At 45.9% G+C, this 14,571-nt stretch carries 15 protein-coding genes; 14 read left to right on the top strand and 1 reads right to left on the bottom strand.

What is annotated here, in order from left to right:
- Positions 1-42 precede the first annotated feature (42 nt).
- From xseA to LQ247_RS07880, 14 genes are all read left to right on the top strand, one after another.
- Positions 43-1,392, top strand: coding sequence for an exodeoxyribonuclease VII large subunit (gene xseA, locus LQ247_RS07945; RefSeq protein ID WP_105980355.1), 1,350 nt, complete (start codon positions 43-45; stop codon positions 1,390-1,392).
- A complete protein-coding gene (locus tag LQ247_RS07940) occupies positions 1,385-1,645 on the top strand; it encodes an exodeoxyribonuclease VII small subunit (protein ID WP_020452133.1) in 261 nt (86 codons plus the stop codon). The genes xseA and LQ247_RS07940 overlap by 8 nt, the downstream gene beginning before the upstream one ends.
- On the top strand, positions 1,635-2,525 hold the full coding sequence (locus LQ247_RS07935) for a polyprenyl synthetase family protein (protein WP_048349985.1): 891 nt from the start codon (positions 1,635-1,637) through the stop codon (positions 2,523-2,525). Before LQ247_RS07940 ends, LQ247_RS07935 begins: the two co-directional genes overlap by 11 nt.
- A gap of 232 nt (positions 2,526-2,757) precedes the next feature.
- Complete coding sequence (gene dxs / locus LQ247_RS07930; RefSeq protein WP_231005866.1) at positions 2,758-4,659, top strand: 1-deoxy-D-xylulose-5-phosphate synthase; 1,902 nt, start codon at positions 2,758-2,760, stop codon at positions 4,657-4,659.
- Positions 4,656-5,501 (top strand): TlyA family RNA methyltransferase, encoded by an 846-nt coding sequence (locus LQ247_RS07925; protein WP_020452130.1) that lies wholly within the window; start codon positions 4,656-4,658, stop codon positions 5,499-5,501. Before dxs ends, LQ247_RS07925 begins: the two co-directional genes overlap by 4 nt.
- 163 nt (positions 5,502-5,664) lie before the next feature.
- On the top strand, positions 5,665-6,114 hold the full coding sequence (gene ahrC / locus LQ247_RS07920; protein WP_020452129.1) for a transcriptional regulator AhrC/ArgR: 450 nt from the start codon (positions 5,665-5,667) through the stop codon (positions 6,112-6,114).
- A gap of 31 nt (positions 6,115-6,145) precedes the next feature.
- Positions 6,146-7,876: a DNA repair protein RecN gene (gene recN, locus LQ247_RS07915; RefSeq protein ID WP_020452128.1), complete on the top strand. Its 1,731-nt coding sequence runs from the start codon at positions 6,146-6,148 to the stop codon at positions 7,874-7,876.
- Positions 7,877-8,090: 214 nt separating this feature from the next.
- A complete protein-coding gene (gene spoIVB / locus LQ247_RS07910) occupies positions 8,091-9,341 on the top strand; it encodes a SpoIVB peptidase (protein WP_031304732.1) in 1,251 nt (416 codons plus the stop codon).
- A gap of 288 nt (positions 9,342-9,629) precedes the next feature.
- Positions 9,630-10,430, top strand: coding sequence for a sporulation transcription factor Spo0A (spo0A, locus tag LQ247_RS07905; protein ID WP_075213036.1), 801 nt, complete (start codon positions 9,630-9,632; stop codon positions 10,428-10,430).
- Between the two features lie 341 nt (positions 10,431-10,771).
- Positions 10,772-11,068 carry an antimicrobial peptide LCI gene (locus tag LQ247_RS07900; protein WP_020452126.1) on the top strand — a complete coding sequence of 99 codons (297 nt, stop codon included), beginning with the start codon at positions 10,772-10,774 and terminating at the stop codon, positions 11,066-11,068.
- A 117-nt stretch (positions 11,069-11,185) separates the two neighbouring features.
- On the top strand, positions 11,186-11,755 hold the full coding sequence (locus LQ247_RS07895; RefSeq protein ID WP_425332685.1) for a serine O-acetyltransferase: 570 nt from the start codon (positions 11,186-11,188) through the stop codon (positions 11,753-11,755).
- Positions 11,756-12,246: 491 nt separating this feature from the next.
- Complete coding sequence (locus LQ247_RS07890) at positions 12,247-12,552, top strand: membrane lipoprotein lipid attachment site-containing protein (RefSeq protein WP_020452124.1); 306 nt, start codon at positions 12,247-12,249, stop codon at positions 12,550-12,552.
- A gap of 35 nt (positions 12,553-12,587) precedes the next feature.
- Positions 12,588-13,208, top strand: a complete 621-nt coding sequence (locus LQ247_RS07885; protein WP_020452123.1) for an N-acetylmuramoyl-L-alanine amidase family protein — start codon at positions 12,588-12,590, stop codon at positions 13,206-13,208.
- Positions 13,209-13,342: 134 nt separating this feature from the next.
- Positions 13,343-14,068 (top strand): glycerophosphodiester phosphodiesterase, encoded by a 726-nt coding sequence (locus tag LQ247_RS07880; RefSeq protein WP_145654269.1) that lies wholly within the window; start codon positions 13,343-13,345, stop codon positions 14,066-14,068.
- A gap of 110 nt (positions 14,069-14,178) precedes the next feature.
- Here LQ247_RS07880 and LQ247_RS07875 read toward each other — a convergent pair whose 3' ends face one another.
- Positions 14,179-14,433, bottom strand: coding sequence for a DUF2627 domain-containing protein (locus tag LQ247_RS07875; RefSeq protein ID WP_020452121.1), 255 nt, complete (start codon positions 14,431-14,433; stop codon positions 14,179-14,181).
- Positions 14,434-14,571 lie beyond the last annotated feature (138 nt).

Below are 14,571 nucleotides of genomic sequence, written 5' to 3'. Positions count from 1 at the left end.
CGGATGAACGTGCTTGTGCCTTCTTAGAAAGGAGACTGTGCCATGAGTGAAATTTCATTTGTCACGGTCACGGCTTTGACAAAATATATTAAGCGCAAATTTGACGTGGACCCCCATCTTGAAGATATTTGGATCAAGGGCGAGCTGTCAAATGTTAAAATACATAGCAGAGGCCATATTTATTTTACACTGAAAGATGATAACGCCCGCATTCAATCCGTCATGTTCGCCAGACAAAACAGAAATCTCGCCTTTACCCCTGAAAACGGGATGAAGGTATTGGTGAGAGGCGGCATTTCGGTATATGAACCGAGCGGCAATTATCAGCTCTATGCGAAAGAAATACAGCCTGACGGCATAGGTGCGCTTCATCTCGCGTATGAAGAACTTAAGAAAAAGCTGTCGCAAGAAGGCTTGTTTGATGAAAAACATAAGAAACCCATCCCCGCGTTCCCATCCGTCGTCGGTGTTGTCACATCTCCAACCGGAGCGGCTGTACGCGATGTGATCACCACCATTAAAAGAAGATACCCCCTTGTAAAAGTGATCGTCTTTCCAACGCTCGTTCAAGGAGTAAACGCGGGCGAGTCCATCGTCAGCAGCATCAAAGAGGCTAACCGCAGAGATTTATGCGATGTATTAATCGTCGGACGCGGAGGGGGATCGATCGAAGAGCTGTGGGCATTTAATGAAGAGGCTGTCGCCAGGGCCATTTTTTCTTCCGACATTCCGATCATTTCCGCCGTCGGGCATGAAACGGATTTTACAATCAGCGATTTTGTTGCGGATTTGCGCGCGGCGACCCCGACGGGAGCGGCCGAACAGGCCGTACCTAATATGCTTGATTTGCTGGAGCGTCTGAAAACGCTCGAAGCGAGAATTGCAAAATCGATGAAGCAGGATTTAAGAAAGCGGCAGGAGCGCGTGAAAACCCTCCAGTCCTCTTATGCCTTCCGCTACCCGAAACGGCTGTATGCCCAAAAGGAACAGGAATTCGACCTGATATTCGACCGTTTCCAAAAACAGCTGGCGATGACCGTTGAACGCAAAAAACAAAAACTGAACGAACAGACATACAAGCTGGAGATGCTTCATCCCGAGGAGCAGCTTAAACAAGCGAGAAAGAGGCATGAAGAGCAGACAGTCCGGCTGAAGCGGAATATGGATGTGCAGCTTAAGCAGATTCACTCGCAGTTTCAAACGGTTCTTGGTAAACTGAATGCATTAAGCCCTCTCCAAGTGATGGAAAGAGGGTACAGTTTGACATATAAAGAAAACGAATTGATTAAAAGTATTGAACAGGTTCATGAAAAAGACGAGATCCGCGTCACATTAAACGATGGGACGCTGACCTGTGAGGTACTGCAAAAGAGAGGCGAAACAAATGGCTGAAGAAAACAAAACAAACCGGGAAGACCTGACATTTGAAGAGGCGATGAAAGGTCTGGAACAGATCGTATCAAAGCTTGAAGAAGGGGATGTGCCTTTGGAAAAGGCGATCGACTACTTCCAGGAAGGGATGGCTCTTTCGAAAATGTGCCACGAAAAACTGCAAAATGTCGAAAAGCAGATGGACTACATTTTGCGGGAAAATGGGGAATTAGCTCCTTTCAGTGTTCGGGAGGAGGAAAAAGGTGACCGGTAAACTTGACGGATTTTTAAAATCGAGAAAAACAGTAATTGAAGAACGCCTTCCGATGTATATTAAAGACCTACGAGCGCCGTCCATCCTTAAGAAATCCATGCTGTACTCATTGGAAGCCGGAGGGAAACGGCTGAGACCGATTTTGGTACTTGCGCTTCTTCATGCGTACGGAAAAGACGAAGAAGCCGGAATTCCGGTAGGGTGCGCGGTTGAAATGATCCATACGTATTCATTAATCCATGACGATCTCCCTTGTATGGATGACGATGACCTCAGAAGGGGAAAGCCGACAAACCATAAAATATACGGGGAAGCGACGGCCATTCTCGCCGGAGATGCCTTATTAACCGAAAGTTTCAAAATGATCACTTCCAATATGCCTTCTGATGTATCTGCTGAAAAACGCATCAGACTGGTGAATGAGCTGATATCGGCAGCGGGGGCTGAAGGCATGGTCGGCGGTCAAATTTTAGATATGGAAGCGGAATCAAAGTCTGTCTCTCTTGATGAACTGCAGCGGATTCACGAAGGAAAAACGGCTAAACTCCTCAGCTTCAGCGTCATCGCGGGGGCGATTCTAGCAGATGCATCTGAAAAAGAGATCGAAAAGCTCCGCGAATTCAGCCATCATATCGGCATCGGCTTCCAGATCAGAGATGACATTCTCGACCTTGAAGGATCAGAGGATAAAATCGGCAAACGGATCGGATCTGACGAGACAAACGGAAAATCGACCTATCCGTCGCTCCTTTCGCTTGAGGGCGCCAGCCAAAAGCTTGATGAACATATTGAAAAAGCAAAACGGCTGATTTCAGAGCTTCCGCTTGAAAAAGAGCTTATGTACGAGTTTTGCGATATGATTGCCGCAAGGGATCATTGATACAGGGCTTCCATTTGAGCATCAAAGGCTTATTATGCTAAAATATAAAGAGTTGAACTCTAAAACGCCGCGCCGTTATCACGTTGTGTTAGCGGCTGTTTTTTCAAACGAAGCGTCCGCATATGCAAGTTTGCGCATGGGGATGAATTCGTCATATAATAATTCAAGCTGAAACTTAAAATGAAGCAAGGCGCATACTTGCAGAAATCATGCTGAAAGTGAGTTGATCCGATTGGATCTGTTATCGATAAAGGACCCTGCATTTTTGAAGAACCTTTCAAATCAAGAACTGGAAAGCTTGAGCGCTGAAATTCGCCGTTTTTTAATTGAAACGCTTTCTGAATCCGGAGGGCACATTGGTCCGAATCTCGGCGTTGTCGAGCTTACCATTGCATTGCATAAAGAATTTAACAGCCCGAAAGATAAGTTTTTGTGGGATGTGGGGCATCAATCGTATGTCCATAAACTGCTGACCGGCCGCGGAAAGGACTTCGCCACCCTGCGTCAGCATAAAGGACTGTGCGGTTTTCCAAAGCGGAATGAAAGCGAACATGATGTCTGGGAAACGGGCCACAGTTCGACTTCTCTCTCCGGTGCGATGGGGATGGCAGCTGCGAGAGACTTGAAAGGGACAAACGAATATATTATCCCGATCATCGGAGACGGTGCACTGACCGGCGGCATGGCTCTTGAAGCGCTTAACCATATCGGCCATGAGCAAAAAGATATGATTGTCATTTTGAATGACAACGAAATGAGCATCGCTCCAAACGTCGGAGCGATTCATTCCATGCTCGGAAGGCTGCGCACAGCCGGAAAATATCAATGGGTCAAAGATGAGCTTGAGTATTTGTTCAAGCGGATTCCTGCTGTTGGCGGGAAGCTTGCCGCTACAGCCGAGCGGATCAAAGACAGCCTGAAATACCTGCTGGTATCCGGGATGTTCTTTGAAGAGCTCGGATTTACGTATTTAGGGCCTGTAGACGGTCATTCCTATGATGAACTGTTTGAAAACATGCAGTATGCGAAAAAGACGAAAGGCCCGGTACTCCTCCACGTTATTACGAAAAAAGGAAAAGGCTATAAGCCTGCGGAAACCGATAAAACCGGCACATGGCACGGAACCGGCCCATATAAAATCGATACCGGTGATTTTGTTAAGCCGAAAGCCGCTGCGCCATCATGGAGCGCGCTCGTAAGCGAAACGGTCAGGAAGCTTGCCCGCGAGGATGAAAGGATTGTAGCCATTACTCCGGCCATGCCTGTCGGTTCAAAACTTGAAGGGTTTGCGAGCGAGTTTCCGGAGCGCATGTTTGATGTCGGCATTGCGGAACAGCATGCGGCAACGATGGCGGCTGGTCTCGCGACTCAGAATATGAAGCCGTTTCTGGCGATCTATTCGACATTTCTTCAGCGCGCTTATGACCAGGTTGTCCATGATATTTGCCGGCAAAACCTAAATGTATTTATCGGCATTGACAGAGCGGGCCTAGTCGGCGCTGATGGGGAAACACACCAGGGCGTGTTTGACATTGCTTTTTTACGGCATATTCCGAATTTGGTTCTCATGATGCCGAAAGACGAAAACGAAGGCCAGCACATGGTCAACACGGCTGTCAAATACGATGACGGCCCGATTGCCATGCGCTTTCCGCGCGGAAACGGACTCGGCGTCAAAATGGATAAAGAATTGAAAACGATCCCGATCGGAAAGTGGGAAGTGCTGAGACCCGGGACAGACGCGGTCATTTTAACATTCGGCACCACCATTCCGATGGCGCTTGCTGCCGCGGAGGAGCTGCAGAAAGAAGGACGTTCGGTCAGAGTGGTTAACGCCCGTTTTATCAAGCCGCTTGACGAAAACATGCTGATGGAAATCCTGAACGAAGGGCTTCCGATTTTAACGATCGAAGAGGCTGTGCTCCAAGGCGGATTCGGCAGCTCGATCCTTGAGTATGCCCATGAACATCAGTCTTACAGCCCGATCATTGATAGAATGGGGATACCTGATCAATTTATTGAACACGGCAGTGTCGCCAAGCTTCTGGAAGAGATCGGAATGACAAAAGAAGACGTCATCAGACGAATAAGACTATTGACGCCCGTAAAGACTCATAAAGGAATTGGATCATGACAGGAAAAAAAGAACGGCTCGACGTTTTATTAGTAGAAAGAGGGTTAATGGAAACGCGGGAAAAAGCGAAAAGAGCCATCATGGCCGGCATCGTCTATACGAATGAAAACAGACTGGACAAGCCGGGCGAAAAGGTCGACCGCACGATTCCGCTGACCGTTAAAGGAAACCCGTTAAAATACGTCTCAAGAGGCGGATTAAAACTTGAAAAAGCATTAAAAGAGTTTCAGCTTTCCGTTCAAGGCAAGCTGATGATTGACATCGGCTCTTCCACTGGCGGCTTCACTGACTGCGCGCTGCAAAACGGCGCTCTCCGCTCATATGCCGTTGATGTCGGGTATAATCAGCTCGCCTGGAAGCTGAGACAGGATGAGCGGGTTGTAGTGATGGAACGCACGAATTTCCGGTATTGTACACCTGCCGATTTTACGGAAGGACTGCCGGAGTTCGCGACGATCGATGTCTCTTTTATCTCACTGAAAATCATCCTGCCTGTGCTTAAGAGCATTTTAGTTCCGGGAAGCGACTGCATCGCTCTCGTCAAACCGCAGTTTGAAGCAGGGCGGGAATCCGTTGGGAAAAAAGGGATCGTCCGCGATCCCCTCGTCCATCAAGCTGTGCTTGATGACATCAGCCGGTTTGCGGCTCGGGAAGGATATGACTGCAGAAACGTCTCGTTTTCGCCGATTACCGGCGGCGACGGCAACATCGAATTCCTTCTCCATTTGCATTGGGACGGAGAAGAGCAACCTGGCACGCCGATAGCAGAAGAAACGATCAATCAAATTGTCGAAGAAGCTCACAAGACATTAAAAGCGAAAAAAACGGATCCGCGTGATTAAAAACCCTTGAGAGCCGTACGGCGAATGCGAGGGTGGCCGGCACGCAAAAAGGAATAATAGTGGGCTATTATTCCTTTTTTACTGCAAACATGTACTTTTCCGACAAAATCATTTAACATAAATGTATAAACATACACAATTTGTGTATAAAACGAGGTGTGAAATGAACAAAGGTCAAAGGCATATTAAAATCAGGGAGATTATCACCGCTAATGAAATTGAAACGCAGGATGAGCTTGTCGATATTTTAAAGAAAGACGGCTATAATGTGACGCAGGCCACCGTCTCGCGGGACATTAAAGAGCTTCATTTGGTCAAGGTGCCGACAAACAACGGTTCCTACAAATACAGCCTGCCTGCTGATCAGCGCTTTAATCCCCTTTCCAAATTAAAAAGATCATTGATGGACGCATTTGTCAAAATCGACTCAGCCAGCCATCTGATCGTTTTAAAAACAATGCCGGGCAACGCGCAGGCGATCGGGGCGCTGATGGACAATTTGGATTGGGAAGAAATCATGGGAACGATCTGCGGAGATGATACCATTTTGATCATCTGCCGGACGCATGATGATACCAAAATCGTACAGAAGAAAATATTGGAGCTTTTATAAACGAAGGCCTGAAAAGAGGTGTCATGAAAGCTTGTTAGCTGAATTATCGATCAAAAACTTTGCCATTATCGAAGAATTAACCGTTTCTTTTGAAAAAGGGCTGACGGTTCTGACCGGTGAAACGGGGGCCGGAAAATCGATCATCATCGACGCCGTCTCTTTGCTTGTCGGAGGCCGCGGCTCGTCCGAATATGTCAGGTATGGCGAAAAAAGAGCCGAATTGGAAGGGCTCTTCCTCCTTGACAGCGGCCATCCGGTTTTTGATTTGTGCACAGAACTCGGGATTGAAGCCTCGGATGACATGATCGTCATGAGGAGAGATATTAACGCAAACGGCAAGAGCATCTGCCGCGTCAATGGAAAACTTGTCACCATTGCCGCTTTGCGGGAAGTCGGCAGACTGCTGCTTGACATACACGGGCAGCACGACAATCAGCTGCTGATGGAGGATGAGCACCATCTTCAGCTTCTGGACAGGTTTGCAGGAGAAGAAATCGAGCATGCTTTAAAAGCGTATCAGGAAGTTTACAGCCGCTACATGGACGTCATGAGAAAGGTGAAAGAGCTTTCTGAAAGCGAGCAGGAAATGGCTCACAGACTCGATTTAATACAGTTTCAGCTTGATGAAATCGAATCTGCAAACCTTGAGCCGAAAGAGGACGAACTTCTTCAGGAAGAGCGCCGTCAAATCGCTAATTTCGAAAAAATATACGAAGCTCTGCAAAATGCCTATAATGCGCTTCGCAACGAGCAGGCCGGGCTTGACTGGGTCGGCATGGCTTCAAGCGAGCTTGAAAACGTCTCAGGCATCAATGAAGGGCTCAATAAAGTATCTGAATCCGTAGCCAACGCATACTACATTCTCGAAGATTCAACTTTTCAGATCAGAAATATGCTGGATGAACTCGAATACGACCCCGAGCGCCTCGATTATATCGAATCGCGATTAAACGAAATCAAACAGCTGAAACGCAAATACGGCGCTACTGTCGAAGATATCCAAGCTTATTCGGCTAAGATAGAGGAAGAGATCGACCGGATCGAAAACCGGGACAGCCACTTGCAGGCTTTAAAATCCCGCCTTGAATCAATCGGCAAGGATGTGGCGATTGAAGCCGCCAATGTGTCCGAAATCAGAAAAAAATGGGCGAAAAAACTGGCCAAACAGATTCAGCAGGAACTGAAAGATCTGTATATGGAAAAATCGACATTCGATACGGAATTCCAGGTGAAAAAAGCGGAACGGGATGATGATGCACCCGTCGTCAACGGTATGCCGGTTCAGCTCACAAAGCACGGCATTGATACCGTCCATTTCCTAATCTCAACAAACACGGGAGAACCGCTCAAATCTTTGTCAAAGGTTGCATCTGGAGGAGAGCTGTCAAGAATCATGCTGGCCATGAAAAGCATTTTCTCTGCTCAGCAGGATGTTACATCGATCATTTTCGATGAAGTGGATACGGGTGTAAGCGGCAGAGTCGCGCAGGCGATCGCCGAAAAAATACACCGCGTCTCGATCGGCTCTCAAGTTTTATGCATTACCCACTTGCCGCAGGTGGCCGCGATGGCTGACACCCATCTTTTGATTACGAAACAGTCGAAAGACGGGAGAACGACGACAAGCGTCACACCGTTGACAAAACAGGAAAAAATAGCGGAAATCGGCCGGATGATCGCCGGAGTCGAAGTAACGGATCTGACGAAGCGCCATGCGAAAGAACTTTTGAACCAAGCTAAGCTTGTTAAAACTACCGGATAAGCTGTTCATCCTGAACAGCTTATTTTTTTGTCGGCATTTTCTTATACAAACTCATTCTTATCATTTTATCCAATGATTTTCTTCCGTCCGCAGTTATAAATCGCTGTCCGAAAGGCAAAAGTAATGAATGTAGCGAAAGAAATTTTATATGGTGTGGGTTAGGTGCGAGGAGAGTGAAAAGGTGGATGTTGAAAAAATCAGAAAAGTTGTGGGTATGATTCTCCTTGTTTCTTTAATAAGTGTAGGGTTTTACAAACCGGTGAAAGAATACATTGTAATCCCAAAAAACTTGAACATTTTTGAGACGGGTACCCGTGCGGTTGAAACGAGCTTATCCGTCAGTGCTTCGAAAGATGGATCATCGGAAGCATTCACACTGAAAGAAAATCAAAGCGAAGTGGAAATAAAAGGTGAAAAGAATGGAAAGGCAGAACTCGTATATGATTTTGCCGGATTCCCAGTTAAAAAAACGAAAGTAAATGTCCTGCCTGATTTGAAAGTGGTCCCCGGCGGGCAGTCTATTGGTGTAAAGCTTCACTCCGTTGGCGTATTGGTCGTAGGTTTTCATCAAATCAATACCTCTGAAGGCAAAAAATCGCCCGGTGAAGCAGCCGGAATCGCGGTAGGCGACATTATCACCGAAATCAACGGCACGAAAATCGAAAAAATGAATGACATTACCCCTTTTATTCAAAAGGCCGGGAAAACAGGAGAAACCTTACATCTGTCGATTAAAAGAGATAAACAAGAAATCAAAACGAAGCTCATTCCGAAAAAAGACCAGGCTGAAGATAAATACAGAATCGGCTTATATATCAGGGACTCTGCCGCAGGAATCGGCACAATGACTTTTTTCGAGCCGAAATCGAAAAAATACGGAGCGCTTGGTCACGTCATTTCAGACATGGATACGAAAAAACCGATCGTTGTTGAAAAAGGGCAAATCGTGAAATCGACCGTCACTTCGATTGAAAAAGGAACAGGCGGAAATCCCGGAGAGAAACTGGCCCGTTTCGCATCAGAACGAAAAGTGATCGGTGATATCAACAGAAACAGTCCATTCGGGATCTTCGGGACGCTTCACGAGTCAATCAAAAACCGCATCGCTGACAAAGCCATTCCGATTGCATTTTCAGATGAAGTAAAAGAAGGCCCTGCCCAAATTTTAACGGTTATCGAAAACGACAAAGTCGAGAAATTCGATATTCAGGTCGTCAGTACGACACCTCAGAAGTTTCCGGCTACAAAAGGGATGGTGCTGAAAATTACCGACCCGAGGCTGTTGAGCAAAACAGGAGGCATCGTTCAAGGGATGAGCGGAAGCCCGATCATCCAAAACGGAAAGATCATTGGCGCCGTAACTCACGTTTTCGTCAATGATCCGACGAGCGGATACGGCGTGCATATTGAATGGATGCTGTCTGAAGCAGGAATCGATATTTATAAAAAAGAAAAAGCAAGCTGACTGCCGGATTCCTCCGGCAGTTTTTGATTTCGTCTTTTTTTCTTGCGCGTTGTGCGTTAAAATGAAAGAAGAAAAGATTTTTCGACAAATTCACGTTCCCCGGTTTGTCAAGTCGCATTTCGAGTCGAAAAATCGAGAAAATCAGAAAAAAACAGAGAAAAAGCGAGAGATACCACTATTATTGGAAAAATCCTTTTTAAAAAAAGGGAATAAAGTGGTGCTGTCGAATTAAACATATTAGAAAAGAATGATGAAATTTATCAACATACACATTGGGGAGGAAGAAACGTGGAGAAAATTAAAGTATGTGTTGCTGATGATAACAGGGAGCTTGTCGGCCTATTAAGCGAATATATCGAGGGACAAAGCGACATGGAAGTACTTGGTGTCGCATACAACGGACAGGAATGCCTTTCGTTGTTTAAAGACAAGGAGCCCGATGTGCTTGTGCTGGATATTATCATGCCTCACCTCGACGGATTGGCCGTTCTTGAAAGGCTGAGGGAATCGCAGCTTAAAAAGCAGCCGAATGTCATCATGCTGACGGCGTTCGGTCAGGAAGACGTGACGAAAAAAGCTGTAGATTTGGGCGCGTCGTATTTTATTTTGAAGCCTTTTGACATGGAGAACTTAGTCGGCCATATCCGCCAGGTCAGCGGAAACGGATCTCAATTGACACACCGTGCCCCGTCTTCTCAAAGCAGTGTGCTTCGGCCGCAGTCGGAATCGCCGAAGAAAAACCTGGACGCCAGCATTACGACCATCATCCACGAAATCGGCGTGCCCGCTCATATAAAAGGCTATTTATACTTAAGGGAAGCCATCTCCATGGTGTATAACGACATCGAACTGCTCGGAAGCATTACAAAAGTGCTTTATCCGGATATCGCCAAAAAATTCAACACGACTGCAAGCCGAGTCGAACGGGCGATTCGCCACGCCATCGAAGTCGCATGGAGCAGAGGCAACATCGACTCGATTTCGTCACTTTTCGGCTACACAGTCAGCATGTCAAAAGCCAAGCCGACGAATTCAGAATTCATCGCGATGGTCGCAGACAAGCTGAGACTGGAGCATAAGGCTTCTTAAACGTTGACATGGCGCGGTTTTGACGAAGATTTACCGTTGAATTGCCGACCTGTTTCTAACGAATAGTTTATCGTAATTCCGATGAATTTTTCGCCCTTATTGCGATGAATTGCGATCCGAAGGGTTTCATACAGTATTTGAAGGTCTCGTTTTTATAAACGAGGCTGTTTTTTTGCTCTTAAATGTACTGTTTGTGTTTCAGCACGGTGTGTATTGTGTAAAGTCAGCCTAACAGCTTATCAAAAAATACCAAAATATTGTAATTTGTGCACTTTTTAGACATGCCTGTTTGTTATATGATGAAATCGAAATGAAATAAATGGAAAAGGAGTTGTTTTAAAATGAAAGTCAATAAATTATTAACTGGTACGACTCTGGCTGTTGGTTTACTTATTTCTACAGCGCCGGTATTTGCTGCACCGCATTCATCTGAGGTGATTGCACATCCGACTGCTCAATACATCAATTGTCCAAGTGACTTGCCAAGCTCATTCAAAAGCAGCAAATCATCAAAATGTGTAAAATCTTCTTCAGGAGTTTTCAGTAACAAATTTTCTGATAGCGATGGAACATGGTATTTCAAAGGGAAATTTTACAGTAATGTTTTTAACACTTGGGTTGGTTTTTACGAAGGATGAACAAAAAAGGGGGGCTCCCCCTTTTTTTTGTTTTCACGGAAATAGATGGCGGAGAATGTAAAACCTTTCGAAAAAAGCCAATCTCGAGTTAAAAGTATGAAATAAGCAGGTGGTATGATGATCTTTACGAAAACAGATCTTCGCTATTATCTCGAACAAGACAAGAAAGCGTTAGGAATCTCAAGTCGAAAAAGGCCTAAATGGTTTGGCGATGATATTTGGAAGTATCAGATAGCCTTGCGCAAACATGAATATTACTCAAATGCCAACTCCAAGGTGTTCAAGCGTGTTTACCGGTATCTGCATAAAAAGAGAGGATTGAAGCTCGGATTTGACATCCCGGTGAATGTTTTCGGTCCGGGGTTGAGGATCAACCATTACGGATTGCTCATCGTAAACAGCAATGCAAAAATAGGTGCAAACTGTGACATTCATCAAGGAGTTAACATCGGGCAAAATCACGCTCACCACGATGTTCCAACAATCGGAGACAATGTCTGGATCGGGCCTGGAGCAAAGCTCTTTGGCAGCATTCACATTGCCGACGGCATTTCGATTGGCGCAAACGCCGTAGTCAACAAATCTTTCACTGAGGAAAACATTACAATAGCCGGTGTGCCTGCCAAAAAGATTAAAGAGGCGCCGTCAACAATGGACCGGAAGCAGGCTCTGCAGCAGCAAATATAAGCATGAGAACTGCGGAAGGAGCAGCGCTGCTAAGCTATGAAGGACTAAATGTTGTCATCAAGCAGCCGGGCTTTAAAAATGCATTCCTGCAAGTTCTGATAAAAGCCACATAGCACGCAGCCAGCTTTCGGTGTATCCGTCTATTTTTCAAAGTTTGTCTCACGCCCGGTGCATTGGCGTCATAGACTGAATCATATAAAGCGAAAGCCGCATGAAACGTCTTTTTTCTTATGAAAAAAGACGTTTTTTTATACAAAAAAATAAAAATGATGAAATAGATCTGATTTCTTCCAGATGACAACCATTTTTCGCCTTGGGTAGACCGTTTTTCACAGACGTTTTTGAGCGGATGGCTTCTAACAATTCGGAAATCCCTGGGGCGTTGGACGGGTAAATCGGGCGAATATCTGCTGGAGTAGCCTGCTTTACAGCCGCCGGGTATTAAAGATAAGGTACGGGGTGTAAAAAATTCAGCGGGCGAGGTGGTAGACATGAAAAAAGGAGTCATCCTTGTTTTGTTCGCTATGCTGCTATTGGCAGGCTGCGGGACAACGCAACATAATGAGAGCCGAAAAGGAACAGGCGGGGAAACGTTTGTGAAAGAAGGCACCTTTGTCGGTTTGGCGGATCAGCATACCGTCGCCGTCAATATTGACGGTAAAGAAACGACGTTTCAGGTCCCTCCCGAAAAACGGGACAAATATAAGGGGATCAAGGATGATACAAAGGTGGAAGTGAAGTACACGAAAACAGAGGACGGAACATTACAGCTTGAAGATATGAAAGAGAAAGAATGATCGTTTGCAAAAAGGGATTGTAGGAGGAACTAATCGTGAAACTGTTAATGAGGAGTTTAGTTTTGCTGCTGTTTTCGTTTATTGCGGTTTTTCCAGCTGCTTTTGCAGCTGAGCCGCTTTCCGGTAAGACGGTATATGTTGACGCAGGTCACGGGGGCGAAGACAGCGGCGCGGTCGGAAACGGGCTGCTTGAGAAAGATGTCAATCTTGAAGTGGCAAAGCTGGTTGATGAAAAACTGAAAGAAGAGGGAGCTGCCACAGTCGCCTCAAGAACGGATGATACGTTTTTGACGCTGGAAGACCGGGTGGCCAAAGCGAGCAAGCACGCTTCGGACTTGCTGATCAGCATTCATGCAAACTCGGCCGTCCCTGAAGCGTCAGGTACAGAAACATACTTCGATTCTGCCTATCAAGCCGCTGACAGCGAACGCCTGGCGTCTAACATTCAAGAACGCCTTCCGGATGCGCTTGGCACTCGGGACAGAGGTGTAAAAGAATCAGGGTTTTATGTCATCAAAAATTCTCAAATGCCGAGTGTTTTAGTCGAACTCGGCTTTATCACGAACAAAACTGATGCAGCTAAACTCGAAAGTCCGGAATATCAGGAAAAAGCGGCAGACGCGATTGCTGACGCTGTCACAGCTTATTACGAATAACAATAGGGGCCCCGGTATAAGACCGGGGTTCTTGTGTTATGTTTATGTTAAAAAAGGCCTTATGTGTGGAAAGAAAACAGTAAGACCTTCATAATGGGATATAAACTTGCAATTCTTGTAGAGGTGAACCAGAAATGACGAAAATATTTGCACACCGAGGAGCTTCAGGCACTTTTCCCGAAAATACAATGGAGGCGTTTAAGCAGGCGGCGGCCATCGGTGCAGACGGCATCGAATTGGATGTACAAATGGCAAAAGACGGACGTCTTGTTGTAATACATGATGAAAAGCTTGATAGGACGACTTCGCTGAAAGGATATGTAAAGGATCTTACATATGCGGAGATCAAGCGCGGAGACGCAAGCCACCGTTTTTCCGAAAAAACCGGATCTGTCCCGGTACCGACCCTTGAAGAAGTGTTTGAGTGGGCGGCAGATGCTGAATTTCTTCTCAATGTGGAATTGAAAAACAGCATTATCCGTTATGAAGGGATGGAAGAAAAGGTGATGTCGATGATTGAAGCGTACGGCCTTCAAGACCGGATCATTCTTTCATCGTTTAATCATGAAAGCCTTGCGTTATGCAGCAGATTGAATCCAAGTATCGAGTTGGCCGCGCTTTACATGGATGTCATCTACAAGCCTGAGGAGTACATTGAAATGATTCCGGCTGCAGGATTTCATCCGTATCGCCGTTCAATGTCGGTTGACATGATCAAAAACGCCCATTTGAAACAAAAAGCGGTCCGGCCGTTCACCATCAACCGTGAAGAGGAGATGAAAAAGCTGATTGCTGAAGGAATTGACGGTTTCTTCACCGATTTTCCCGAAAAAGCGTTAAAAATAAAAGCCGAGATGTGACACGCTGAAAGGATTACAAAATCCCAAAACTAAAAGTCGTTTTGGGATTTTGTCAACAATCTGAAAGCCGCAGACAATATCTGCGGCTTTTTGCTTTCCGTTCGCAGAGATCACACCTCGCGGCCGCTCTGCTTTTTTCTGAAGCGGGGGCTTACTTGGTTGCGTTTTCTGTCTCTGTATAGAATAAATCCGCCTAATAAATAAAGGCCGCCTGCGAAGCATATGAACCCCGCCAGCCCCTGAAGCCAAAGGATCTGAAACGGGCTGATCAAAACGCCGAAAACAGTGTCGCGCATCAATTTAATTCCGAGAGCAGCCAGGCCTCCCGGTATCAGCAAAACGAGCAGTGCGATCATTCTCCCCATACACGAATCCCCTTACCAAAGATTTACCTTTATTGTCTATTTGAAAAAAAAGTTTGTCAAGAAAGGAAAACATGATAACATAGATGTTGTGCAAATTGTTGCAAGTGAACGTGATAGTGTGCAAAATTTTTCATACAA

This window comes from Bacillus sp. BS3(2021) (assembly GCF_021043345.1).
Lineage (GTDB): Bacteria > Bacillota > Bacilli > Bacillales > Bacillaceae > Bacillus > Bacillus paralicheniformis.
The sequence above is the reverse complement of the archived record's forward strand: the minus strand, read 5'-3'. Positions and strand labels throughout refer to the sequence as shown.

Bases quoted from the DNA above. Each gene is read 5' to 3' on its own strand.
- xseA (WP_105980355.1), top strand. From the start codon at position 43: ATGAGTGAAATTTCATTTGTCACGGTCACGGCTTTGACAAAATATATT.
- LQ247_RS07940 (WP_020452133.1), top strand. From the start codon at position 1,385: ATGGCTGAAGAAAACAAAACAAACCGGGAAGACCTGACATTTGAAGAG.
- LQ247_RS07925 (WP_020452130.1), top strand. From the start codon at position 4,656: ATGACAGGAAAAAAAGAACGGCTCGACGTTTTATTAGTAGAAAGAGGG.
- ahrC (WP_020452129.1), top strand. From the start codon at position 5,665: ATGAACAAAGGTCAAAGGCATATTAAAATCAGGGAGATTATCACCGCT.
- spoIVB (WP_031304732.1), top strand. From the start codon at position 8,091: ATGATTCTCCTTGTTTCTTTAATAAGTGTAGGGTTTTACAAACCGGTG.
- LQ247_RS07900 (WP_020452126.1), top strand. From the start codon at position 10,772: ATGAAAGTCAATAAATTATTAACTGGTACGACTCTGGCTGTTGGTTTA.
- LQ247_RS07895 (WP_425332685.1), top strand. From the start codon at position 11,186: ATGATCTTTACGAAAACAGATCTTCGCTATTATCTCGAACAAGACAAG.
- LQ247_RS07890 (WP_020452124.1), top strand. From the start codon at position 12,247: ATGAAAAAAGGAGTCATCCTTGTTTTGTTCGCTATGCTGCTATTGGCA.
- LQ247_RS07880 (WP_145654269.1), top strand. From the start codon at position 13,343: ATGACGAAAATATTTGCACACCGAGGAGCTTCAGGCACTTTTCCCGAA.
- LQ247_RS07875 (WP_020452121.1), bottom strand. From the start codon at position 14,433: ATGGGGAGAATGATCGCACTGCTCGTTTTGCTGATACCGGGAGGCCTG.